Source organism: Pseudomonas mohnii (genome assembly GCF_900105115.1).
GTDB classification, from domain to species: Bacteria; Pseudomonadota; Gammaproteobacteria; order Pseudomonadales; family Pseudomonadaceae; genus Aquipseudomonas; species Aquipseudomonas mohnii.
In genome coordinates, this window is the sequence record NZ_FNRV01000001.1 from 4,795,054 (window position 1) to 4,818,711 (window position 23,658).

The 23,658-nt window shown below is 59.2% G+C and carries 21 protein-coding genes and 2 tRNA genes; 7 read left to right on the forward strand and 16 right to left on the reverse strand.

Going from position 1 to position 23,658, the window contains the following annotated elements; translation table 11 throughout:
- Nucleotides 1–356 precede the first annotated feature (356 nt).
- Entirely contained in the window at nt 357–557 is a 201-nt protein-coding gene (locus BLV61_RS22225) for a hypothetical protein (RefSeq protein ID WP_090467461.1), read from the forward strand.
- Here BLV61_RS22225 and BLV61_RS22230 read toward each other — a convergent pair whose 3' ends face one another.
- Nucleotides 558–980 (reverse strand): PA3611 family quorum-sensing-regulated virulence factor, encoded by a 423-nt coding sequence (locus BLV61_RS22230; protein WP_047526362.1) that lies wholly within the window; start codon nt 978–980, stop codon nt 558–560.
- 190 nt (nt 981–1,170) lie between these two features.
- Between BLV61_RS22230 and BLV61_RS22235 the strand changes: the two genes are divergently transcribed.
- The 3 genes from BLV61_RS22235 (at nt 1,171) to BLV61_RS22245 (ending at nt 3,211) form a co-directional block, all read left to right on the forward strand.
- The gene (locus BLV61_RS22235; protein ID WP_047526364.1) at nt 1,171–1,914 is read left to right on the forward strand and encodes a tRNA-uridine aminocarboxypropyltransferase; all 744 of its coding nucleotides are present in this window, start codon (nt 1,171–1,173) and stop codon (nt 1,912–1,914) included.
- 207 nt (nt 1,915–2,121) lie between these two features.
- Nucleotides 2,122–2,772 carry a response regulator transcription factor ErdR gene (gene erdR / locus BLV61_RS22240; protein WP_090467462.1) on the forward strand — a complete coding sequence of 217 codons (651 nt, stop codon included), beginning with the start codon at nt 2,122–2,124 and terminating at the stop codon, nt 2,770–2,772.
- Between the two features lie 76 nt (nt 2,773–2,848).
- Nucleotides 2,849–3,211: a diacylglycerol kinase gene (locus BLV61_RS22245; RefSeq protein WP_008153979.1), complete on the forward strand. Its 363-nt coding sequence runs from the start codon at nt 2,849–2,851 to the stop codon at nt 3,209–3,211.
- Here the strand turns inward: BLV61_RS22245 and BLV61_RS22250 are convergent.
- Entirely contained in the window at nt 3,208–4,134 is a 927-nt protein-coding gene (locus tag BLV61_RS22250) for a LysR family transcriptional regulator (protein ID WP_033047456.1), read from the reverse strand. The two genes, BLV61_RS22245 and BLV61_RS22250, sit on opposite strands and share 4 nt — an antisense overlap.
- 139 nt (nt 4,135–4,273) lie before the next feature.
- Here BLV61_RS22250 and fpr point away from each other — a divergent pair, with 139 nt between their 5' ends.
- Nucleotides 4,274–5,053 (forward strand): ferredoxin-NADP reductase, encoded by a 780-nt coding sequence (gene fpr / locus BLV61_RS22255; RefSeq protein ID WP_047526369.1) that lies wholly within the window; start codon nt 4,274–4,276, stop codon nt 5,051–5,053.
- Between the two features lie 184 nt (nt 5,054–5,237).
- On the opposite strand, the gene tsaA is transcribed toward fpr, so the two are convergent.
- The 6 genes from tsaA to rimO form a co-directional block, all read right to left on the reverse strand.
- Nucleotides 5,238–5,936 (reverse strand): tRNA (N6-threonylcarbamoyladenosine(37)-N6)-methyltransferase TrmO, encoded by a 699-nt coding sequence (tsaA, locus tag BLV61_RS22260; protein ID WP_090467464.1) that lies wholly within the window; start codon nt 5,934–5,936, stop codon nt 5,238–5,240.
- Nucleotides 5,937–6,122: 186 nt separating this feature from the next.
- Nucleotides 6,123–6,893, reverse strand: coding sequence for an SDR family oxidoreductase (locus tag BLV61_RS22265; RefSeq protein ID WP_090467466.1), 771 nt, complete (start codon nt 6,891–6,893; stop codon nt 6,123–6,125).
- Nucleotides 6,894–7,072: 179 nt separating this feature from the next.
- The gene (locus BLV61_RS22270; protein ID WP_047526374.1) at nt 7,073–7,540 is read right to left on the reverse strand and encodes a YehS family protein; all 468 of its coding nucleotides are present in this window, start codon (nt 7,538–7,540) and stop codon (nt 7,073–7,075) included.
- A gap of 75 nt (nt 7,541–7,615) precedes the next feature.
- Nucleotides 7,616–8,326, reverse strand: a complete 711-nt coding sequence (locus BLV61_RS22275; protein WP_090467468.1) for an rRNA pseudouridine synthase — start codon at nt 8,324–8,326, stop codon at nt 7,616–7,618.
- 115 nt (nt 8,327–8,441) lie between these two features.
- On the reverse strand, nt 8,442–8,915 hold the full coding sequence (locus BLV61_RS22280; protein WP_047526378.1) for a GNAT family N-acetyltransferase: 474 nt from the start codon (nt 8,913–8,915) through the stop codon (nt 8,442–8,444).
- A 124-nt stretch (nt 8,916–9,039) separates the two neighbouring features.
- The gene (gene rimO / locus BLV61_RS22285) at nt 9,040–10,377 is read right to left on the reverse strand and encodes a 30S ribosomal protein S12 methylthiotransferase RimO (RefSeq protein WP_047526380.1); all 1,338 of its coding nucleotides are present in this window, start codon (nt 10,375–10,377) and stop codon (nt 9,040–9,042) included.
- 291 nt (nt 10,378–10,668) lie between these two features.
- On the opposite strand from rimO, the gene BLV61_RS22295 reads away from it, so the two are divergent.
- Nucleotides 10,669–12,570: a potassium transporter Kup gene (locus BLV61_RS22295; RefSeq protein ID WP_047526382.1), complete on the forward strand. Its 1,902-nt coding sequence runs from the start codon at nt 10,669–10,671 to the stop codon at nt 12,568–12,570.
- Nucleotides 12,571–12,809: 239 nt separating this feature from the next.
- Here the strand turns inward: BLV61_RS22295 and BLV61_RS22300 are convergent, their stop codons facing one another.
- The 4 genes from BLV61_RS22300 to BLV61_RS22315 form a co-directional block, all read right to left on the reverse strand.
- Nucleotides 12,810–14,099 (reverse strand): virulence factor family protein, encoded by a 1,290-nt coding sequence (locus tag BLV61_RS22300; RefSeq protein WP_090467470.1) that lies wholly within the window; start codon nt 14,097–14,099, stop codon nt 12,810–12,812.
- Nucleotides 14,099–16,741 carry a bifunctional lysylphosphatidylglycerol flippase/synthetase MprF gene (gene mprF / locus BLV61_RS22305; protein ID WP_090467472.1) on the reverse strand — a complete coding sequence of 881 codons (2,643 nt, stop codon included), beginning with the start codon at nt 16,739–16,741 and terminating at the stop codon, nt 14,099–14,101. The genes BLV61_RS22300 and mprF overlap by 1 nt, the downstream gene beginning before the upstream one ends.
- 278 nt (nt 16,742–17,019) lie before the next feature.
- A tRNA-Met gene (locus tag BLV61_RS22310) sits at nt 17,020–17,096 on the reverse strand.
- A 229-nt stretch (nt 17,097–17,325) separates the two neighbouring features.
- A tRNA-Met gene (locus BLV61_RS22315) sits at nt 17,326–17,402 on the reverse strand.
- 301 nt (nt 17,403–17,703) lie between these two features.
- On the opposite strand from BLV61_RS22315, the gene dinB reads away from it, so the two are divergent.
- On the forward strand, nt 17,704–18,765 hold the full coding sequence (gene dinB / locus BLV61_RS22320) for a DNA polymerase IV (protein ID WP_090467474.1): 1,062 nt from the start codon (nt 17,704–17,706) through the stop codon (nt 18,763–18,765).
- A 62-nt stretch (nt 18,766–18,827) separates the two neighbouring features.
- On the opposite strand, the gene BLV61_RS22325 is transcribed toward dinB, so the two are convergent.
- The 4 genes from BLV61_RS22325 to BLV61_RS22340 all read right to left on the reverse strand — a co-directional run bounded on the left by BLV61_RS22325 (nt 18,828) and on the right by BLV61_RS22340 (nt 23,613).
- Nucleotides 18,828–19,781 carry a hypothetical protein gene (locus tag BLV61_RS22325; protein WP_090467476.1) on the reverse strand — a complete coding sequence of 318 codons (954 nt, stop codon included), beginning with the start codon at nt 19,779–19,781 and terminating at the stop codon, nt 18,828–18,830.
- 17 nt (nt 19,782–19,798) lie between these two features.
- Nucleotides 19,799–21,514: a proline--tRNA ligase gene (locus BLV61_RS22330; RefSeq protein ID WP_090467477.1), complete on the reverse strand. Its 1,716-nt coding sequence runs from the start codon at nt 21,512–21,514 to the stop codon at nt 19,799–19,801.
- Nucleotides 21,515–21,655: 141 nt separating this feature from the next.
- A complete protein-coding gene (locus tag BLV61_RS22335) occupies nt 21,656–23,215 on the reverse strand; it encodes an AmpG family muropeptide MFS transporter (RefSeq protein WP_090467479.1) in 1,560 nt (519 codons plus the stop codon).
- Between the two features lie 44 nt (nt 23,216–23,259).
- Entirely contained in the window at nt 23,260–23,613 is a 354-nt protein-coding gene (locus BLV61_RS22340) for an MGMT family protein (RefSeq protein ID WP_047526392.1), read from the reverse strand.
- Nucleotides 23,614–23,658 lie beyond the last annotated feature (45 nt).

The window sequence follows — 23,658 nt, forward strand, 5'->3', positions numbered from 1 at the left end:
CATCCATACAGGCTCTGTTTTTTCCTTGGGTGAAAGAAACATTCGCAAAGCTTGGTACGTAACGGACGGCCCCTTTCCAGCCCTGAAAAATTGAACGTGGCTAACCTGAAATCTAGACCCTCGCGATGATTTGCGCTGTCTTGATCATTGCGCCGCAAAGTCTTTCCTGGCAACCGCTTATTGACGATTTACAAGGTGGTTTCACCACTCGTCTGAAGGCGCGCCCGGGGGGCTGCATTCTGATTAACTGAATGACAGGTGTATCACAACAACTTGGCGTCAAGGGTAGGGCGCACGGTACGAGCGGTTTAAGGATTTGTCGCTCAACAAGAGCGAGGAGCAAGGAGGCGGGAGCCATGGCCAGAGTCATTCTGGAAATAGAGATCGATACGAGTTTGTATCGATTGCTGAAGTCGTCAGCCGAGACCCATCATTTGAGTCTCGAAGAGGAGTGCTGTCGACGGCTTGAGGGAGCAGAGCCGCACTCTCGTTACCTGCAGGCGTTACTGGCGGAGCTGCGCGCCGAAGATGAACAGCGGCGCGCCAAGTCCCACTGATTACTTTTTCTTCTGAGGTGCTTTCGGGCAATCCGATTCCCGGTAGCTGGCCGAGCCGACCGAACGGTTGGACTTCACTTCGGTGAAGTCGTAACGCATGGTTGCGCCTTTGGCCATCAGCTTGCGGAACGACGGGTTGTTGCATACCGAGGCACCGAGTTGGAAATACACGGCTTTTGGATCGGCGCGCATCTTGGTGGCGTGGCTGCTTTGCACGCTCAGGTGGTTGATCAATGTCGTTCCTTCGACGGTATAGCCCTGATCAAGAATGTCTTCATTGATTGCTCGTGGAGTACCAACACTGCTTTGCGCGGCGACGTTTTGCAGCTCTTTGTTCAGATTCTGTTCACTCAAGGACGCAGCCTGGGCGCTGAATGACGACGCCAGCAGAATGGCAGCGGTGGGAACGATAAGGCGCAGCATGAAACTCTCCTGATTCAGTGACTGAGTGCTTCGACCAGTCACATGACTGTGCGTTCAGTGGTGGCGAATTATAGGGGAGGTGGTCGGGACGGTACAGGTTTGCGCTCAGCGCTCTGTTAAACTGTCGGCCTTTATTGCCCTGCCGAGAGTTGTTCGTGTCAATTTCCCCATTTTGTCGGCGTTGCCTTCGATGAGCCATGCTCCCAACGCCGTAGCCCGGCTGCGCGATCAACGTGAAGAGGAAGGCATCAAGCCGATTCAGGCCCGTGGCTGGCGGGCAACCCGTTGCCGCGATTGTCGTGTGATCGAGAGCCATTGCCTGTGTGCCTGGCGCCCGCAGGTCGAAACCCGCTCCGGCGTGTGCTTGATCATGACCAACAAGGAAGTGTTCAAGCCAAGTAATACCGGCTGGCTTATCGCCGATGTGGTGCGGGACAATCACGCGTTTATCTGGTCGCGCACCGAGGTCGACCCAAAGCTGCTGGCATTGCTATCCGACCCGCAATGGCAACCTTACCTGGTGTTCCCGGGCGAATACGTCGCGCCTGAGCGGGTGACCCATGGTGTGACGCCTGATAGCACCAAGCGGCCGCTGTTCATATTGCTCGACGCGACCTGGACCGAAGCCCGCAAGATTTTTCGTAAAAGCCCCTACTTCGACGCATTGCCGATCCTCAGCCTGCTGCCGGAAAAACTCTCCCGCTATCAGTTGCGTCGCTCTACACGCAGTGAGCATCTGTGCACTGCGGAAGTGGCGGCGTTGTGCCTCGATCTTGCCGGCGATGCGCAGGCGGCGTCGGCGCTGGACGCTTATTTCGACGTCTTTAGCCAGCATTACCTCGATGCCAAGCGGCAGCTTGAAATGAACGTTGAAACAGCGGCGCACGCTGAGTTGATGCCATTCGTGCAGGGTAACGCCGCCTCAATGAGCTAATTGTCGCCCATACTGCAAAGAACTGTCCGGGCCATGCACCTTGACCACCCCGGCTACGCTGGGCATGCTTGGCGCCGATTGGGGCGCGGCCAAGGTTTGATACGCCATTTTTTCACGTGAGATCCACGTGACTGGCGTTTAGCGTGCCCTTTGGTGCAGCTCCGTGGCTGCACCTTGAGCTGTTTGAAGAACAGGATGATTTGAAAAATGGCCACATACGAAATCCTGATAGCCGATGACCACCCGCTTTTTCGTTCCGCCTTGCACCAAGCGTTGACTCTGGGTCTTGGCCCGGATGTCCGTCTTGTCGAAGTAGCGAGCATTGCGGAGCTGGAAACCCGTCTGACCGAAAAGGCCGATTGGGATCTTGTACTGCTGGATCTGAACATGCCGGGGGCATACGGTTTTTCCGGGTTGGTGCTGTTGCGCGGTCAGTATCCGCAGATTCCTGTGGTCATGGTCTCGGCCCAGGAAGAGGCTACGATCATGGTCAAGTCCCGTGAATTTGGCGCCAGTGGCTTCATTCCCAAGTCCAGCGACCTGGGCGTGATCCAGAAAGCCGTGCGGGCGGTCCTCGATGGCGATGTTTACTGGCCACCGCAAGCGTTTGAAGCCGTCAGTGTTTCCGAAGAGGCTAAAGCGGCCAGTGCAGGCCTTGCGAGCCTGACGCCGCAGCAGTTTCGCGTGTTGACCATGGTCTGTGAAGGACTGCTGAACAAGCAGATCGCTTACGAACTGAGCGTTTCCGAGGCGACCATCAAAGCCCACGTAACCGCGATTTTCCGTAAACTGAATGTCCGGACCCGAACCCAGGCCGCGCTGCTTCTGCAACAACTTGAGTCAATTCCGAGCCATTAAGAAGCAGCGTCTTCACGCTTTTTTGACTTTGGCTCATCTAGCCTTCCCACCTCTTTTTTGGTCAGTTGCATACTCTATGTCACCTTTCAAAGGCCAGACCGGCCTGAAACGCATCCTCAACGCCTCCGGCTATTCCCTTGACGGCCTGCGCGCAGCTTTCACCGGCGAAGCCGCTTTTCGCCAGTTGGTGTTGCTTAACGTCATCCTGATTCCGCTGTCGTTCTTCCTGAATGTCAGCCGTGTCGAGCAGGCATTGCTGATTGCGGTCTGCCTGCTGGCCTTGATAGTCGAGTTGCTCAATTCGGCAGTGGAAGCAGCCATCGACCGCATTTCCCTTGAATTGCACCCGTTGTCGAAAAACGCCAAAGACATGGGCAGTGCCGCGCAATTGGTGGCGTTGAGCATGATCGCGCTGGTGTGGGCCGTGATTCTGCTTTAAGCGATTGTCGGCAGCACGATCTCGTCGCTGCGCTGAACCCCGGCGGTGAAGGCGCGGCAGAGATCGAGAAACTCACGCATCGCCGACGTCTGGTATTTCTGTTTGTGCCAGATGAAATAAAACTGCCTCGCCAGGTCCAGATCCGGTGTCTCCACCGGCACCAGGCTGCCGCGCCGGAATGCGTCCCGTAGCGCCAGTCGCGAGATGCAACCAATCCCCAGGCCAGACTCCACTGCGCGTTTTATCGCTTCGGTGTGTTCCAGCTCAAGACGGATGTTGAGCGAACTTCGGTGATGACGCATCGCCTGATCGAAGGTCAATCGCGTGCCCGAGCCTTGTTCGCGCAGAATCCAGGCTTCGTGACTCAACTCATCCATGGTCGCCGTGCCGCGTTTGGCCAAGGGATGCTGCGGTGCGCAAAACACCACCAGCTCATCCTCGACCCAGCTCTGCACTTCGATGTCCGGATGGCTGCAGTCGCCTTCGATTAGACCCAGGTCAATTTCGTAGTGGGCCACTTGTTGCACAATATTGGCAGTGTTCTGTACGTGCAGCTTTACCTGGCTTTCCGGGTGGCGTTGCATGAAGCTGCCGATCAGCAAGGTGGCCAGGTAATTGCCGATGGTGAGGGTCGCGCCCACCGCCAGAGAGCCGAAGCCGGACTTGCCGTTGAGCAGGTCTTCGATTTCCTTGGCCTGATCCAGCAGGGCGACGGCTTGCGGCAGCAGCTGCTTGCCAAGGGCATTGAGGCTCAGCCGTTTGCCGGCGCGGTCGAACAGCTGGCAGCTGCATTGGCGCTCAAGCTCGGTGATCGAGGTGCTCGCCGCCGATTGCGAGAGATTGAGCAGGCCCGCAGCACGGGACACGCTTTCCTGCTGGGCGACGGCGACAAATACTTGAAGTTGACGGAGAGTAAATCGCATATCTATATAACCGATAACCCTTATCTTAATAATCCATTTAACAGATATTGTCGCTGCCTTTAGAATGCGATGCAATTGCGCGAAGCCAGCTCTTTTTCGCAGGGCAGGGCGCAGACCAATCTCCAGGAGTCCCACGTACATGAGCAACATGAACCACGAGCGTGTCCTCAGTGTTCACCACTGGAACGACACTCTGTTCAGCTTCAAGTGCACCCGCGATCCGGGTCTGCGCTTCGAGAACGGTCAGTTCGTGATGATCGGCCTGCAACAGCCCAATGGCCGGCCGCTTATGCGCGCTTACTCGATTGCCAGCCCGAACTGGGAAGAGCATCTCGAGTTCTTCAGCATCAAGGTACCGGATGGTCCGCTGACTTCGCAGTTGCAACACCTGAAGGAAGGCGACGAGATCATCATCAGCAAGAAGCCTACCGGCACGCTGGTGCTGGATGACTTGAAGCCTGGCAAACATCTGTACCTGCTCAGTACCGGTACCGGTCTGGCGCCGTTCATGAGCGTCATCCAGGATCCGGAAACCTACGAGCGTTTCGAAAAAGTGATCCTGTGCCACGGCGTACGTTACGTCAATGAAGTCGCGTACCGCGAATTCATCACCGAGCACTTGCCGCAGAACGAGTTCTTCGGCGAAGCGCTGCGTGAGAAGTTGATCTACTACCCGACCGTGACCCGCGAGCCGTTCGAGAACGAAGGCCGCCTGACCGACCTGATGCGCAGTGGCAAGCTGTTCCGCGACATCGGTCTGCCGCCAATCAACCCGCAGGACGACCGCGCCATGCTGTGCGGCAGCCCGAGCATGCTCGACGAAACCAGCGAAGTGCTGAACAGCTTCGGCCTGAAAGTGTCGCCGCGGATGCGCGAACCGGGTGACTACCTGATCGAGCGTGCGTTCGTCGAGAAGTGACCGTAGGTCACCTGTAGGCGCGAACCAGCTCGCGACGGAGGTCAACGATAACGCGGGAAGCTTGATACCCCGCGGTGTCCTCAGGTTTTTCGCGAGCAGGCTCGCTCCTACAGTAGTTTTTGCAGCGTATCTGAAAAGCCCGCATGGCCTGGTAAGGTCATGCGGGCTTTTTCGTTTCCGGCGTTCAAGCTTTTGCTGGAATGACTTCGATCACGCGGATCAGCTCCGGTGTCGGGTAATGCCAGCGCACGTCCAGGTCCCAGAACTGCGCGCCGTACTCCCGTTCCGGTACCGGTGTCTGATAGGCCGGGCGAGGGTCTTGCGCCAGGCACTGTTCGATCAGCTCGACCAGGGGCTCCTGAAGGCGCTGAGCGTGCCCATGGGCCTGTTGCAGGGCGGTGTCCGTCCATTGCACAGGAATCAGCTGTGGCGCGGCGCTGGCGATGGTGTTGGTGGCGCTCTCGATAACGTCGGCATAAGGCACGTAGGGCTTGATGTCGAGAATCGGCGTGCCGTCCAGCAGGTCTATGCCGGATATCCACAAGCGATTGGCTTCGACCTTGTCCAGTTTGACCACGGACTGGCCAATGCCGTTGGGTCGGTGGGTCGCGCGGGTGGCGAACACGCCCATGGATTTGTTGCCGCCGAGGCGAGGCGGGCGGACCTTCAGTCGTGGTTTATCTTCCAGGGCTTGATGAAACAGGAACAGCAGCCAGACGTGGCTGACCTGTTCCAAACCCTGCACCGCATCGCCCTGATCGAATGGCGCCACCAGCTCCAGCACGCCGCGTGCGGCCGGTGCCAGTTGCGGCTGGCGCGGGATGGCGAACTTCTCCTTGAAGCAGGAACGCACGAAGCCGATGGGAGAAACGCTGTAGGTCATGGTGTGGGATCGAAGCGGAATGGGGGCGGGAATGATAACCCGATCAACCCGTGCATCGGTGCAGACTGTGAGTCTGCTATCGCGGGCAAGCCACACTCCCACTGTTATTGGAATGGGCGTGCCTTGTGTGTTCGCTCAAGAACCCTATGGGAGCGTGGCTTGCCCGCGATGGCCACGCCGCAAATTTCAGAGACTGAACCCCCCATCCAACGGAATGATATTGCCGGTCATGTAAGCCCCCGCCGTACTCGCCAGACTGATCGCCAGCGCCGCCATCTCTTCCTCCCGGCCCCAGCGCTTCATTGGAATCAACGCGGTATCTTCGGCCAATGCCTGCTCATCGTTGCCGATGTGCCGGGTCATCTTGCTCGGAAAACGTCCCGGAGCGATCACGTTGACGTTGATGTGCTGGCTCACCAGCTCCCGCGCCAGAATGCGTGACAGTTGATGCAGGGCCGCCTTGCTCGGTCCGTAGGCATAGGCTTGTTCACCGAAGGACGAAATTCCTGCAACCGAACCGATGTTGATGATCCGGGCCGGATTCGTCGGTGAGCCGGCCTTGCGCAGCAGTGGCAGGAATTGCTGGATGCAGTTGAAGACCGACGTCACATTGAGCTGCATGACCTTTTCCCAGCCCTTGACCGGGTAACTCTCCAGTGGCGCCCCCCAGGTCGTACCTGCGTTGTTCACCAGGATATCGAGTTGGCCGATCTGCTCGCTCAAGCGTGCGGCCAGTTGCTGCACGCCTTCTTCCGTGGCCAGGTTGGCGGCGACGGCGTGACAGCGGCCAAGTGCGCCGAGCTCATCAGCCGTTTGCAGGCAGGCTTCGGCATCTCGGGCGCAGACGTAAACGGTAGCGCCCGCCTCGACATAGGCCTTGGCGATCATTTTGCCGATACCGCGAGTGCCGCCGGTCACCAGTGCGGTGCGGCCTTGCAGGGAAAAGTAGGGGTGCATGGCGATTCCTGAGAACTGAAGGTCTTAACACCCTAGTCGTCAGCCGCTGGAAGCGGAGCCACTATTTTTGTGCGGAATGGGGGGGTATACGGCCCGGCTACAAGCTACAAGCTACAAGCTACAAGCTACAAGCTACAAGCCGGGCCCTGTCCGCTTGCGGCTTGTAGCTTGCAGCTGCTTCAGGCTCTCACTCGAAGAGTGAGCCCCTTAAGGAAATTGCGCAGCAACTGGTCGCCGCACGGGCGATAGTTGGTGTGGCCGAACTTGCGGAACAGGGCGCTCAACTCAGGTTTGGACACCGGGAACTCGGCGGCCTTGAGAATCGCGTGCATGTCGTCTTCTTTCAGTTCGAAGGCCACGCGCAGCTTTTTCAGGATGATGTTGTTGGTCACTGGCACTTCGATTGGCTGCGGTGGACGGCTTTCGTCCTTGCCGCGCTTGAAGATCACCAGGCCATCGAGGAAATGCGCCATGACTTCGTCCGGGCAGCGTACGAAGCCTTCTTCGTCTTCCTCTTTCTTGTCGAGGTAGCTCACCAGGTCGGCCAGGGCCACGTCCATGCCGCCGAGCTTGATGATCTCGATGACTTTCTTGTCGCTGATGTCCAGCATGTAGCGCACGCTGCGCAGTACGTCGTTATGAATCATGTGAGCAATCCTGATAATTCAGCTATGGGCGTCGCAGAAAACAGCGATGCCGAAATGTAGGGCGGCGTGAGCGTCTTAGAACTTCTCTTTGCCGGTCAGGTAGCGCCATTGCCCCAGGGGCACTTTGCCGATGGACACACCGCCGATACGGATGCGGCGGATGGCCACGACCTTCAGGCCGACAGCCTGGCAGAACAGGGCGATCACGCCCGGTTGCGGGTTCTTCATGGCGAACCGCAGGCGGTTTTCGTTCTGCCAACTGGCCTTCACCGGTGGCAGCTCCTTGCCCTTGTAGGTCAGGCCGTGCTGCAAGCGATTGAGGCCGTGCTCAACCATGTCGCCCTCGACCTCGACCACGTATTCCTGCTCGATCTTGCTCGCGTCGGCGGTGAGTTTGCGCAGGATCTTCCAGTCCTGGGTGAACACCAGCAAGCCGCTGGCATTGGCTTGCAGGTCGGTGCTGGCGGTCAGGCGCAGGAAGTGACCCTTGAGCGGGCGTTTGCCGTAGCGGTGCTCCTCGCTCAGGGTTTCGGCGCTAATGGTCGCCATGGCGGTTTGCGCATCCATGCCGGCAGGCACGTTGAGCAGAAGGGTCACCGGCTCCGGCGCGCTAGCCTTGGCATCCTTGTCGAGTTCGACTTTCTGGTCGCCAACCTTGAATTGCGGTTCATCGATGACTTCGCCGTCGACGGTGACCCAGCCGCCCTCGATGAACAGCTCAGCCTCCCGACGGGAGCAGCCGACGAGTTCGATGAGGCGTTTGGAGAGTCGAATCGGGTCAGTCATGACAAGGCCGTAACAAAAAAGGGGTGGGCATTGTACCTGCCTGGCGCCGGTTAATCCCGGAACCATTTTGCCGCAGGGGCTTTTTGTAGGCGCTGACTTGTCGTTCCGTGTGGTGTCAGCCAAGTCGTGAGCGCTGCTGGTTTTGGCGCATCCGCATATGTAACAGCGGATACGGCTGCCCCATGCCGTCGACTTCAGAGCGTCCAATGACTTCGAAGCCCTGTTTAAAGTAAAAACCGAGGGCTTGCGGATTCTGTTCGTTGACGTCCAGTTCATCGGCATTCAGGTGCTCCATGGCGTAGCGCAGCAACTGCTTGCCCAAGCCCTGGCCGCGGTGTGCGGGGTCGATGAAAAGCATTTCGATCTTGCCTGCCGCGACCCCGGCGAATCCGGTAATGCGCTGGCGTGGGTCTTTGGTGCAGATCAGCATGACCGCGTCGAGGTAGCGGGTCAGCACCAGGTTTTTCAGCAATTCGATGTAGCTCTCTGGCAGAAAGTCATGGGTGGCCCGTACCGAAGCCTCCCAAACCCGTGTCAGTTCTTCGTAGTCGCTCAGTTTCGGCGTATGGATGACCGAATGTTGGCGCATGCCTGACTGCTCCTTCTTTTTTCAACCGGTTGTGAGGGAAGAGAAATCCGTTCTTCATAAAACGATAGCCGTAAAAAAGCCCCGCATCTCGTCAAGAGAGCGGGGCTTTTCGTATTTTTGGCGCTTAGATCTGTTCAGCCCACAGGTCATATTCGTCGGCGTCGGTCACTTTGCACCAGACCTTGTCGCCCGGCTTCAGGTTGCTGCCGTTGTCGATGAACACGTTGCCATCAATTTCCGGGGCATCGAAGAAGCAACGGCCGACTGCGCCTTGCTCGTCGACCTCATCGACCAGCACTTCGATTTCACGGCCAATGCGCAGTTGCAGGCGCGCCGAGCTGATCGCCTGCTGGTGCGCCATGAAGCGCTCCCAGCGATCCTGTTTGACTTCGTCCGGGACGACTTCCAGATCCAGATCGTTGGCGGGAGCGCCTTCGACCGGCGAATACTGGAAGCAGCCGACGCGGTCGAGCTGCGCTTCGGTCAGCCAGTTCAGCAGGTATTGGAAGTCTTCTTCGGTTTCGCCGGGGAAGCCGACGATGAAGGTCGAACGGATGATCAGGTCCGGGCAGATCTCGCGCCAGTTCTTGATACGCGCCAGGGTTTTGTCTTCGAACGCCGGGCGTTTCATTGCCTTGAGGACTTTCGGGCTGGCGTGCTGGAACGGGATGTCCAGGTACGGCAGGATCTTGCCGTCGGCCATCAGCGGGATCAACTCATCGACGTGCGGGTACGGGTAGACGTAGTGCAGACGAACCCAGACGCCCAGGGTGCTGAGGGCCTCGCAGAGTTCGGTCATGCGGGTTTTCACCGGCGCGCCGTTCCAGAATCCGGTGCGGTATTTCACGTCGACGCCGTAGGCGCTGGTGTCCTGGGAGATCACCAGCAGCTCCTTGACGCCGGATTTGACCAGGCGCTGGGCTTCGTCGAGCACATCACCCACTGGACGGCTGACCAGTTTGCCGCGCATCGACGGGATGATGCAGAAGCTGCAGCTGTGGTTGCAGCCTTCGGAAATCTTCAGGTAGGCGTAGTGGCGCGGGGTCAGTTTGATCCCTTGAGGCGGTACCAGGTCGATCAGCGGGTTGTGATCCTGTCTCGGAGGCACGACGTCATGCACGGCGTTGACCACTTGCTCGTACTGCTGCGGGCCTGTCACGGCCAGCACGCTCGGGTGCACGTTGCGGATATTGCCTTCTTCGACGCCCATGCAACCGGTCACGATGACCTTGCCGTTTTCCTTGATGGCTTCGCCGATCACTTCCAGGGATTCCGCCTTGGCCGAATCGATGAAGCCACAGGTATTGACGACCACTACGTCCGCATCCTGATAAGTGGACACGACGTCATAGCCTTCCATGCGCAGCTGGGTAAGGATGCGCTCGGAGTCGACCAGTGCTTTCGGGCAACCCAGGGATACGAAGCCAACCTTGGGATTGGCCGGCGCAGGAGTGGTGGACATGTCTAACCTCGGTATTTTGTGACGCCTCCAGCCATGATCGGCAAGGCGACAGATGGACGCTTTATCGCGCCTCTGATCAAAAAGTGCGCAATTCTAGCGATGGCAAGCGCACTTGACCAGCTTTATGCAGGGAAATACGACGAGTGCTGCGCTATGCTTCGCGCCGTTAGGCTTTACCGAATTTTTACAGTCATCAAAACGTCTGTAACGCGAAGTAAAACAGCGCATGCTGCACGACAAAGCATAGTGCTTCTTCAAAAGAAGCCCGGGTCTGGGTAGTAGGAGTGGTGGATGGGTCAGGCAAGTAGTCAGGCTGCGGGCGCCGGGCATTCGACGGCAAAGCCGATCGGCATGCTGGTCGCGGCGGTTGGGGTGGTATATGGCGATATCGGCACGAGCCCGCTGTACACCCTCAAAGAGGTGTTTACAGGCCACTATGGAGTTCCGGTCAATCATGACGGCGTATTTGGGATTCTGGCGCTGATTTTTTGGTCGCTGGTCTGGGTTGTTTCGATCAAGTACGTGCTGTTCATTCTGCGGGCAGACAACCAGGGCGAAGGCGGGATCATGGCGCTGACGGCGCTTGCTCGTCGCGCCTCATCGCCCTATCCGAAGCTGCGATCAGTGCTGGTGATTCTGGGACTGATCGGCGCGGCGCTGTTTTATGGCGACAGTATGATCACCCCGGCGATTTCCGTGCTGTCGGCGGTTGAGGGTATGGAATTGGCATTCGAGGGCCTGGATCGCTGGGTGGTGCCCTTGGCACTGCTCGTGCTCGTGGCGTTGTTTCTGATCCAGAAGCACGGTACAGACCGAATCGGCAAGCTGTTCGGCCCAGTCATGGTGCTGTGGTTCGTGGTGCTGGGTGTGCTTGGCGCCAACGGTATTGTGCAGCACCCGGAAGTCCTTAGCGCGCTGAACCCGATGTGGGGCGTGCGGTTCTTCATGGTGCATCCGGGCATGGGTGTTGCCATCCTGGGCGCTGTGGTGCTGGCCTTGACCGGTGCCGAAGCGTTGTACGCTGACATGGGTCACTTCGGCCGCAAGCCGATCGCTCGTGCCTGGTTCGCCCTGGTGCTGCCGGCGCTGGTGCTCAACTACTTTGGCCAGGGCGCCTTGCTGCTGGAAAACCCGGACGCGGCGCGCAACCCGTTCTACCTGTTGGCGCCGAGCTGGGCGTTGATCCCGCTGGTGGTGTTGGCGACCCTGGCCACGGTGATTGCTTCGCAAGCAGTGATCTCCGGCGCGTTCTCGTTGACTCGTCAGGCGATTCAACTGGGATATATCCCGCGCATGCACATTCAGCACACCTCCAGTGCCGAGCAGGGGCAGATCTACATTGGCGCGGTGAACTGGGCGCTGATGGTTGGCGTGATCCTGCTGGTGCTTGGCTTTGAATCCTCCGGCGCGTTGGCCTCGGCCTATGGCGTGGCGGTAACCGGAACCATGCTGATCACCAGTATTCTGGTCTCCGCTGTGATGCTGTTGTTGTGGAAATGGCCACCCGTGCTGGCGGTGCCAATCCTGGTGGGCTTTCTGCTGGTGGACGGTCTGTTTTTTGCCGCCAACGTGCCAAAAATCATTCAGGGTGGTGCCTTCCCGGTTCTGGCGGGGATCGTGTTGTTTGTCCTGATGACCACCTGGAAGCGCGGCAAAGAGTTGCTGGTGGATCGGCTGGACGAGGGCGGCCTGCCGCTGCCGATTTTCATCAGCAGTATCGCCGTACAACCACCGCATCGTGTTCAGGGCACCGCCGTATTCCTCACGGCGCGGCCAGACGCCGTGCCTCACGCGTTGTTGCACAATCTGTTGCATAACCAGGTGCTGCACGAGCAAGTGGTGCTGCTGACGGTGGTGTATGAGGACATCCCGCGTGTGCCCTCATCACGACGGTTCGAGGTCGACGCCTATGGTGAGGGTTTCTTCCGCGTGATCCTGCACTTCGGTTTCACTGACGAGCCGGACGTACCGCAAGCGCTGAAGCTGTGCCATCTGGATGAGCTGGACTTCAGTCCGATGCGCACGACCTACTTCCTCAGTCGTGAGACGGTCATCGCCTCTAAAATCGAAGGCATGGCCCGCTGGCGTGAGGCGCTGTTCGCCTTTATGTTGAAAAACGCCAACGGCAACCTGCGTTTCTTCAATCTGCCGCTGAACCGGGTGATCGAGCTGGGTACTCAGGTCGAGATGTAAGCCTGAATCAAAAGCCCCCGGTGCCTTGCGGTGTCGGGGGCTTTTTGTTGTCTGGTCATTGATCTGCTCCCCGTGGATATCGCCCAAGGGAGAGCGCTTGTTCGCTAACGGACAGTCAGTCAGCGCATCTGCGCAATGTGATGACCTGTTCGCGAGCAAGAGGGCCCTGGTGTCCGCAGCAACGAAAAAGCCCCCGCTACCGTGCAAGTAGCGGGGGCTTTTTGTCAGCGCGGCTTAGATCACTCTTCAGCGACCTTGGGCTGACGCTTCTCGATCACATCCACCAGGCGCTTGGCCAGGGCCGGGTAGTTCTCGTCGAAGTGGTGGCCGCCAGGCAGTTTGATGGCTTCGCCCACGGCGGTTTTGTCGGTGCAGCCGCTTTCGTCGACTTCTTCTTCACCGTAGATGCACACCACTTTGGCGGCAGGCAGCTTGGCCATTTCCGGGCCGGTGGCGGCTTCCTTGCCGGCGTTGCCAAGCCAGCCTTCGACTTCGATCTCGAAGCTGCCGGTGCGGGCGAAGGCCAGCAGGATGATCGCGTCGACGCGCTGCTGTTCGGACTCTGCCAGGCGGTTGTAGATCGCAGGCAACACATCGGCACCAAACGAGTAGCCGGTGAGGATGAAGCGCTTGGTGCCCCATTTCTGCCGGTAGTGCTGCATCAGCTCGGCAAGGTCCAGGGCGCTTTGCTCAGGGCTTTTGTGCTGCCAGTAGTAGCGCAGGGTGTCGATGCCGACCACAGGGTAGCCGATCTTCGCCATTTCGCCCGCCACGTCGCGGTCGAGGTCACGCCAGCCACCATCTCCGGACAGGAACAGGGTCACGGTGTCCTTGGCCTGGCCGGCCGGCACTTCAACCACAGGAATCTGCAGGCCGCCCGAGGACTTGTCGCCACCGACCAGGATCTTGCGCAGTTCGTTGTTCAGCACTTGCGGCAGGTTGATGTCGTAGTCGCTGATGCTGGTTTCGGCGTTGGGCTGGTCGCGCACGAAGCCGGCACTGGTGTCATCCGGGTTGTCGTTCCACGCTACCAGCCAATGGCCGTGGGAGGCGCTTTTTGGCAACAGGTGCGTGCAGCCACCCTTTTCCAGGGCCAGGTCGACCGAGACAGCCTGGGCCTTGTCGTTTTTCTGTTCGGACAACCAGCGCCAGGCGAGTACTGCGCCGGGGCCGATGCCGCTGACCAGGGTTGCCGGGCCTTTGAGTTCTCTCAAGCCCGACTGCAGGGCGCGGCTTTGCAGCAGGCAGTCCTTGGGCAGGATCACTTGAACAATCTGCGCTGAGCCGCTGCGGCTCAGGGTCATCAATTGTTTGTCGCTGAGCTTCTGTTCCTCGGTGACCGCCACCAGCACCTGGGCGTGTGGCGTGGTCCCGGGAGTGACGCGAGTCATCGCCGCGCCATCGGCCGGGGTCAACAGTTCGAGGGTCGGTTCCGGTGCCGGGCGTTTCAGGTACCAGTAGCCACCACCGAGAATCAGGGCCAGCACCACCAGTGTGCCCAGGACGTACCGCAAGGAGCGTTGAATCATCAGCGTTTCACCAATCCAGTCAAGCCGCCCGCGATCAGGGCAGCAGTATCGGCCAGGGCAACCAGCGGATCGAGTCCGGCGGGCACGGCCATATAACGGGGTTCCCAGTCTGGCTGGAACTTGTCTTTGAAGCGGCGCAAGCCTTGGAAGTTGTAGAGCTGCTCACCACGGCGGAAAACCATCGAGCCCAGGCGCTGGGTCAAGGGGGCGCCGCGACGGGGTTGTAACCCTGACAATGGCACCATGCCCAGGCTGAAGCGCGCATATCCATGATTTTTATAATGCTGAATCAGGCCGACCATCATGAATTCCATGGTCAGTTTGGGTGCGTCCGGGTGCGCGCGCATCAGGTCGAGGCTGGCCAGGTCATGGCTATAGGTCTCGAGCAGGTTGGCGAATGCCACCGGGCGTCCTTCGAAACGAATCACCGCAATGCGGAAATGCTTGAGGTAGTCATCGCTGAAGCGGCCAAGGGAGAAGCCTTTCTCGCGTACATTCTTGCCGGTCAGCCAGGCATCGGATATCACCTTAAGCTCATCCATCGGCGCCTGGCCCGGCTCGAAGATCTCCAGCGACAGGCCGTCGCGTGTGCCACGGTTCCAGGTGTAGCGCAGGTCCTTCATCTCTTTGCCTTTGGCTTCGAGATCGAAGCGATGCAGATCCACACGGGCTTCTTCGCCAAGTTTTATCGCAGTCAGGCCGATGTCCATGTAGTACGGCAGGTTCTCCGCGCGCACTTGATAAAACACGGGGCGGGCGTGGTGGATGTCGCACAGGTCACGGAACTGCCAGATCATTTCCGCCCGTTGCTGGCCCGGACCGATCGGGTCATACAGCGCCACCAGGCTGCGGCCACGGCGGGCGTACATCAGGAACGCCTCGTCGTTGGGGTGAAACAGCAGTGCCTTGTCGCCGGTCAGCGCCAGGCCGCCATCGGGTTGCGCCGAGGCCATCAGAATCTTGCTGGCGCGCTCCAGTTCATCGGGGGTCGGCAGGTGGATGACCGGGCGCGCAGTGCGCAGCAGCCAGGTCAGGGACACCACGACCAGCAGCACGGCGGCACCGAGCAACGAGCGCAAGCCGCGGGGTGCGTCGGCGTCGAGGGTGAACTGCCACCAGAGTTGATGGCTGTACGGGACGTCTTGATAGGCAAACAGCAGCAGCCACATCGAGGCGCCCAGCACGCACAGGCTGGCCACCAGATAGAGTGGTGAGAACGGCACTTCCGTCAGGCGGCTGGGGCGATAGAACGAACGCCGGAAAACCCCCAGCAAAGCGGCGGTCAGGGTCATCAGGCAGGCTTCTTCCCAGTCGAAGCCCTTGAGCAGCGAAAGCAGGGCGCCCACCAGCAACAGAATGGTGGTCAGCATCCACGCGGCCGACAGTCGACGACGCAGGCCCTGGGCCAGCAACAGGCAAAGCACGCCGATCAGGCTGGCGCCAAAGTGAGAGGCATCGACCAGTCGATGGGGAATCAGAAAACCGATGTGTTCCAGTCGGGTGTCGATTTCCGGCGTGGCGCCTGAAAACAACAGCACCACGCCGGACAGGAACACCAGCACTGCCAGAATCGGCGCAGCCAGGCCCGATGCCGCCCTTAGGGACTGGCGCGTCTGGAATACGCGCTGACCTTCGTTGATCAGCAACAACAGGCAGGCCACCAGCATCGGCAGTACGACGTAGATCAGGCGATACAGCAGCAGCGCGGCGGCCAGTGGCGCGGCACCGAGTTTGTCGGAAAACGCGGCCAGCAAAATCGCCTCGAATACACCGACACCACCCGGTACGTGGCTGAGTACGCCAGCGGCCAGGGCCAGCAGGTAGACCAGCAGAAAGGCGCCGAAGGGCGGTGCTTCCGGCAGCAGCAAGTAAAGCACGGTGGCGGCGGCGGCAACGTCCAGGGCTGTGATGATCAATTGCAGGAAGGTCAGGCGACGCCCCGGCAGGCGCAAGGTGCGACGCCCGACCTTGACCATCAGGTTGTCCGCGTAAGGTTGTTCCGGCAAGCGACGACGGTAGATGCCGATGGCCAGTACCGAAAACAGTAGTAATACGGCAGTGGCTACGGCACCCAGCAAGATTTCGGATAGACCCAGTGCAGCGGAGGCCGCTGGCAGGTCGCTGAGCGTCGCCAGCGCGGCGAGCGGTGGCAGGGCGCACCCAAGCGAGAGGCTGGCGAACAAGGTCATGTGGGCGACCTCGGCGGCCCCCAGACCGTGACGTGCATATAACCGGTAGCGAACCGAACCGCCTGACAGCATCGAAAGGCCGATGGCATTACCAATGGCGAATGCGGTGAAGCCTCCCAGTGCCAGGGTTCGCGGCGCCAGGTTCACGCCGGCGTAGCGACTGGCCGACCATTCGTAACCCAGCAAAATGATGAAACCCACCACGGTAGCGCCCAGAGCGCCCAGCAATGCGGGTTTGGGAACGTCGAGGATCGAGTCGTGCAGAGCGTCCAGATCGAGCTCGCTCAACAAATGACGGCAGGCAATCAGCGCGATCGCGAACAGCAGCAGGGTCACCGCCAAGCCAATGGGCTGACGGTATTTGCTGACCAGATCGAGCAGGCGCAGGCGCTCCGCCTTGATCGGTTGTGTCGCTGTGACGGTGTCTTGTGAATCAGACGAGTTGGCGCGCATCAATCACCTCTTGGATTGTGCGCGACAGGATGGGGGTATCCAGCCAAGTTACCAATCCCTGTAGAAAAAAATAATCACAAATATTAACGCCTATCACCGGCTCTCGGCGACGGCACGTCATCAGTCGTAGAGGGCCAAGTCTGCGATTGAGCATAGTCGGAACTCAGCGCATCGGTGGCCCCGGACGGCTCACTACACAGTGACAGATCATTGTTGCGAAAGGGTTTTTTCAACAGATACAAAAAAGGCCACTCTTTCGAGTAGCCTTTTTTGATGTTTGGTTGCGGGAGCCGGATTTGAACCGACGACCTTCGGGTTATGAGCCCGACGAGCTACCAGACTGCTCCATCCCGCGTCTGTGTGGCGGCATTCTATAGAGATACGCCGGGGTGTCAACCGTTAATCCTGAACCAAGTCAAATAAACGCAAAAACGCGGCGAACGGTCGCAGGTGAGGCTTAAGTTTCGGAATCAGAACGATTTCTGGATTGCCGTGGCGCTGATGCGTGCCCTTATGGTGCGCCTTCTGCACAAAACAGGCACGCACAAAAAAGGCCACTCTTTCGAGTAGCCTTTTTTGATGTTTGGTTGCGGGAGCCGGATTTGAACCGACGACCTTCGGGTTATGAGCCCGACGAGCTACCAGACTGCTCCATCCCGCGTCTGTGGATCGGCATTCTATAGAGATACGTCAGCGTGTCAATCATAAATTTCGATAAAACCTGTTTCTGTTCAATCGCTTAGCTTGCTTTTGACGGTATGTGGCAGGGCTGGAAGGCAGGCGCGGCAAGGCTTTCAGCTCTATTGGCGTAAGTAATTCGATTGAAAAAATAAATTTGTCGGTGGCTTTCCTACGATTGGAAAAGAACATTCCGACTACTGGTGCTATATACAGGTGTCAGTGAGATACTGCCCGTCTGACACGGCATGACGCCGTTTCTTCACCCTGAACACCGCGTTGATATGACCCAGCGAAAAATCATCCACGTCGATTGTGACTGTTTCTACGCCGCCATCGAGATGCGTGACGACCCGCGCCTGGCCGGTAAACCCCTGGCGGTCGGTGGGTCGGCGGATCGGCGTGGAGTGATCGCGACCTGTAATTACGAAGCGCGGGCTTACGGTGTGCGCTCGGCGATGTCCTCCGGGCATGCGTTGAAGCTGTGCCCGGACCTGACCATCGTCAGGCCGCGAATGGATGCCTACAGAGAGGCATCCAAGGAAATTCACACGATTTTTCGCGATTACACCGACATCATCGAGCCGCTTTCCCTGGATGAGGCCTATCTCGATGTGTCGGACAGCGCGCATTTCGGCGGCAGTGCCACGCGAATTGCCCAGGATATTCGCCGACGAGTGTCCAATCAGTTGCATATCACCGTTTCAGCAGGCGTGGCGCCGAACAAATTTTTGGCCAAAATCGCCAGCGACTGGAAAAAACCCAACGGTTTGTTTGTCATCACGCCGGATCAGGTCGAAGACTTTGTCAGCGGCTTGCCGGTGAACAAGTTGCACGGGGTCGGCAAGGTCACTGCGGATAAGTTGGCCAAACTCGGAATTGCCGATTGTCTGCAATTGCGCGAGTGGGAAAAGTTGGCGCTGGTGCGGGAATTCGGCAGTTTTGGTGAGCGACTCTGGAGTCTGGCCCGTGGGATTGACGAACGCCTGGTGCATAACGACAGTCGCCGACAGTCGATCAGTGTCGAAAATACCTACGATGTCGATCTGCCCGATTTGCGGAGTTGCCTGGATAAGTTGCCAGAACTGCTGGAAACCCTGAAAACCCGCATGGAGCGAATCGACAGCAGCTATCGGCCAGGCAAGCCGTTCGTCAAAGTGAAGTTTCATGACTTTACCCAAACCACACTGGAGCAGGCCGGGGCAGGGCGGGATTTGGGCAGTTATCAGTTGATGCTGACCCAGGCGTTCAATCGCGGCGGTAAGCCGGTGCGATTGTTGGGTGTGGGAGTGAGGCTGGAGGATTTGCGCGGCGGGTTCGAGCAGATGGAATTGTTTGAGCGGTAGTCCCAAGGTGCCTGTCAGACGCCTTCGCGGGCGATTCGATTTGCCCGCGATGCTCTGAGCGTTTAGTTCGGCCCCGGATCTGCTACCAGTCGTCCGGCATCCTTGGTCAGTGCCTTGAGGAATTCGGTCTGCAGTTCAGGATCGTTACGGGTCAGTTCAATCAGGCTTTGTTCCAGTTCACTGGCTTCTTCCTCCAGCCCCAGTTCCGACAGGCGTTTGACCCGGTGTACCCATTGGCTCACTTCGTCGTCTTCGAGGTCGTCGTAAATCAGGCCATGAGCTTCGAGCAATTTGCCGCGCAGCGTGCTGCTGAGCGCCAGGGAAGAATCGCTATGCACATCGCCCTTTGAGTCATCGACGCTGATCTGCAGCTTACCCAGATGATTGAGGTCATATTCGGCGAACGGGCTGTCCAGCAGATTCAGGCGCAAGACGCCGTTTTTGTCGGTGGTCAGCTCGAAGGTTTCCTTGCCGGCCTTGACCTCGACCGGGCGCTCGCTCCACGGCAGGCTCGAGTATTCCTTACGCTTGTCGCGCTGGACTTCATCGATACCGGCCAGGTTCTGTTGCGCACGACCGTTGGATTGGACGTTCATGAACGGGTTGAGTCCGGCGAAACCGTAGCTGAGCCAGTCCTTGGTCATGCTGTCGGGAAGATTGCCCAGGGCAAACACGTTAACCACGTTCGCGCCCACGCCGCCCACCACCGCCACTGCACCCAGCGGGATCTCGTAGATCTCCCGCCAGGGTTGATAAGGCGTATAGCGATCGTAATGACGGGTGACTTCGAACTCGGTGACTTCGAAGGTCTTCTGCTCGTGGATCTTTACCCGGCGTTGCGGGAGCTCAAGTACCTTGGGCTCACCGACATCGATCTGCAGGCTGTGATCGAGCAATTTGCGCTCGACACGTTCCTCGTGCTCGCTGCGTTGTGACATGTGATTGGCACAGCCGCTGACCAGCAGGGTGCCGCACAGGGCGGCACCACCGAGGCCTAAGGTGTTTCGCTTGAACATGACGTCTCTATCTGGTTTCAGCGGCGGATACGGGCCTGCAGGAAAGACAGTACGTCAGCGACCGGCAGCGCTTGCGGCTCGGCCTCGGTACGGCTCTTGTATTCCAGGTTGCCTTCGGCGAGGCCGCGGTCACTGACCACGATCCGGTGAGGAATGCCGATCAGCTCCATGTCCGCGAACTTGATGCCCGGGCTGGTTTTCTTGTCGCGGTCGTCCAGCAGTACTTCGAAGCCGGCTGCAGTCAGTTCTGCATACAGCTTGTCGGTAGCTTCGCGAACCAGGTCGGTTTCATAGCGCAGTGGTACCAGGGCGATCTGGAACGGCGCGAGCGCGTCACTCCAGATAATCCCTTTTTCGTCGTTGTTCTGCTCGATGGCAGCCGCAACCACGCGGGACACGCCAATGCCGTAGCAGCCCATTTCCAGGGTGATCGGCTTACCGTTCTCGCCCAGCACTTCGCACTTCATCGCTTTGCTGTACTTGTTGCCCAGCTGGAAGATATGCCCGACTTCGATGCCGCGCTTGATTTCCAGGGTGCCTTTGCCATCCGGGCTTGGGTCGCCGCTGACGACGTTACGCAGGTCGGCAACGGTCGGAACCGGCAGGTCGCGTTCCCAGTTCACGCCGAAATAGTGCTTGTCGTCGATGTTCGCACCGATGCCGAAGTCGCTCATCAGCTCGACCGAGCGGTCGATGATGATAGGCAGTGGCAGGTTCAGCGGGCCGAGGGAGCCGGCGCCGGCGCCGATGGCGTCGCGCAGTTCGGTTTCGGAGGCCATGACCAGCGGGCTGGCAACGCCAGGCTGGTTGGCGGCCTTGATTTCGTTCAGTTCGTGGTCGCCACGGATGATCAGGGCAATCAGCTTGCCTTTCTCTTCAGCGTGAACCACCAGGGTCTTGATGGTCTTCTCGATCGGCAGGTTGAAGCCTTCGACCAGTTGCGCGATGGTCTTGGCGTTCGGCGTGTCGACCAGGCGCAGTTCTTCAGTTGGTGCTGCGCGGGAGGTTTCGCGCGGTACGGCTTCGGCTTTCTCGATGTTCGCGGCGTAGTCGGAGCCGTTGCTGAAGACGATATCGTCTTCGCCGGACTCGGCCAGTACGTGGAATTCATGGGAGCCGGCACCGCCGATGGAGCCGTTATCGGCTTCAACCGGGCGGAATTTCAGGCCCAGGCGGGTGAACACGTTGCAGTACGCCTGATGCATGCGGTCGTAGGTGATCTGCAGCGATGGCTGGTCAGCGTGGAACGAATAGGCGTCCTTCATGATGAATTCGCGGCCGCGCATCAAACCGAAGCGTGGGCGGATTTCGTCACGGAATTTGGTCTGGATCTGGTAGAGGTTGATCGGCAGCTGTTTGTAGCTGCTCAGCTCGTTGCGCATCAGATCGGTGATGACTTCTTCGTGGGTCGGGCCGGCACAGAAGTCGCGACCATGGCGATCCTTGAAGCGTAGCAATTCAGGGCCGTACTCCTCCCAGCGACCGGATTCCTGCCACAGCTCTGCCGGTTGAGTGCTCGGCATCAACACTTCAAGCGAGCCGGCAGCGTTCATTTCTTCACGAACGACGGCTTCGACCTTGCGCATCACTCGCAAGCCCATCGGCAGCCAGGTATACAGGCCCGAGGCGAGTTTGCGGATCATGCCGGCGCGCAGCATCAGCTGGTGGCTGATCACGACCGCATCGGAAGGCGTTTCTTTCTGTGTGGCGAGCAAAAATTGACTGGTGCGCATGGTTGGCCGTTGTCGGTTGCTGATGACGAGAAATGACGGAGCATTGTACGGGCGAGATCCGCTGTCGTACAGAAGTGCGGCCGGCGGTGTGGCAGGAGGGCGGGAATCTCTGCGCCCTCTGCAAGGTTTCCTGCGTGTTTCTTACGATTCCTCCGCGACCTGGGTCGGAACCGGTTCCGGCGTCGGTGTCGGTCCTGCGCGGCGGCTCTCCTGGAACCAGTGCAAGGCGATCAATACCAGGGTCGGAACGCCCAGCATGGCGGTGATCAGGAAGAAGTTGTGGTAGCCGAATTTCTCCACCATGACGCCTGAGTAGCCGCCGATCAGGCGTGGCAGCAAGAGCATGATCGAGCTGAGCAGGGCATATTGGGTGGCTGAGAACTTCAGGTTGGTCAGGCTCGACAGGTAAGCGACGAAGGCTGAAGTCGCCATGCCGGAGCTGAAGTTATCCAGTGAAATGGTGACGATCAGCATGTTCAGGTTGGGGCCCATGTCCGCGAGCATCAGGAACAACAGGTTGGTTCCCGCCGATGCGGCGCCACCGATGAACAGGATCGGCAAGATGCCGAAACGCACGATCAGCAGGCCGCCCATGCCGGCGCCCACCAGCGTCATGATCAGGCCGAAAATTTTGCTGACGCTGGCAATCTGATCTTTGGTGAAGCCCTGGTCGATGTAGAAGACGTTGGCCATCACACCCATGACCGTATCGGACATCCGATAGGTGGCGATCAGCCCAAGCAGCAGCAGGGCTTGCCAGCGGTAACGCAGAATGAAGTCGTTGACCGGCGTCAGCACTGGCGCCAGGCCACGGCGACCCATGGTCGACAGGCACAGCGCAGTCAGCGTGGTATAGAGAATTGCCCGAAGGAACGCGCGGTCTTCGAGCAGCAGATCGAGCAGGCTCACGCCATGGAAGAGCACGCTGGCAAAGTCGGTGTTGTAGAGCTGGGTGAACATCGCCGGGACGGACACCAGCAGTACGATCAGTACGAACACTGAAGCCAGTTGATGCGCGAAGCTATAACGCCCGGCCTGCAGTTGGGTGCGCAGCGGGACCGGTGGTTCGCGCATGAAGAGGGAGGTCAGCAGCGCCGGGATCATCAGGGCGCCGAACAGCACGTAGGTGCCGGTCCAGGCGGAGTGCTGATAGTTGAAACCGGTGGAGCCGAACCCTTCGGCGAAGAACAGGGCACCTGCCGTCGCCAGCAAAGCGGCAATCCGATAGCCGGACATGTAACTGGCGGCGAGGGCGGCCTGGCGACTGTCTTCGGCGATCTCCAGGCGGTAGGCGTCCACGGCGATGTCTTGCGTTGCCGAGGCGAATGCGACAATGACCGCGATGGCGATCAGCCAGGAAAGGTGTTTTTGCGGGTCGCAAAAGCCCATCCCGATCAGGCCGAGGATCACCAGTGATTGCGACAAAACAAGCCAGGAGCGTCGTCGACCGAGCTTGCCCAGCAGGGGCAGACGCCATTGGTCTAGCAGAGGCGACCAGACCCATTTGAAGGCATAGGCCAGACCGATCAGGCTTGCGTAGCCGATGGTTTCGCGAGCCACACCGGCTTCGCGTAGCCAGACCGAAAGAGTCGAGAATACCAGCATGTACGGCAGGCCGGCGGCGAAACCCAGCAGTAACAGTACAAGCGTCGAGGGGCTGGCATATGCGGCGAGCGCGGCGCGCCAGGTTTTACGGGGCATGGGCTGGAGTCTGCCTCAAGAAATACGGAAACAAAGCGCGCACTCTAACCGCTGTGCTCTACCGGGCGCCAGCCATGGCGCCGAATATCAACACGATTGTTCAGGATACTGATGCCCTCCATGCGCAATCGGGCGCGTTGTTCGTCCCCGGATGGACTGCCCGCGGGCAAGCTGATGCGCCCGCCGGCGGCGAGTACGCGGTGCCAGGGTAATTTGCTGTCGCCGGGCAACTGGCTCAGTGTCCGCCCGACCCAGCGAGCGGCGCGCCCCAGTCCGGCCAGTTCGGCCAATTGGCCATAACTCACCACTTTGCCCTCCGGCACTTGTGCGAGTGTCAGGTAGAGCGCCGTGCGTCGGATTTGTGCCGCACTCTCGGTGCCATTGGTTGGTTCGATCACGTCCTGGGTTCCTGAAAAAGTTCGCAGTACCGTCTGTAGAGTAAA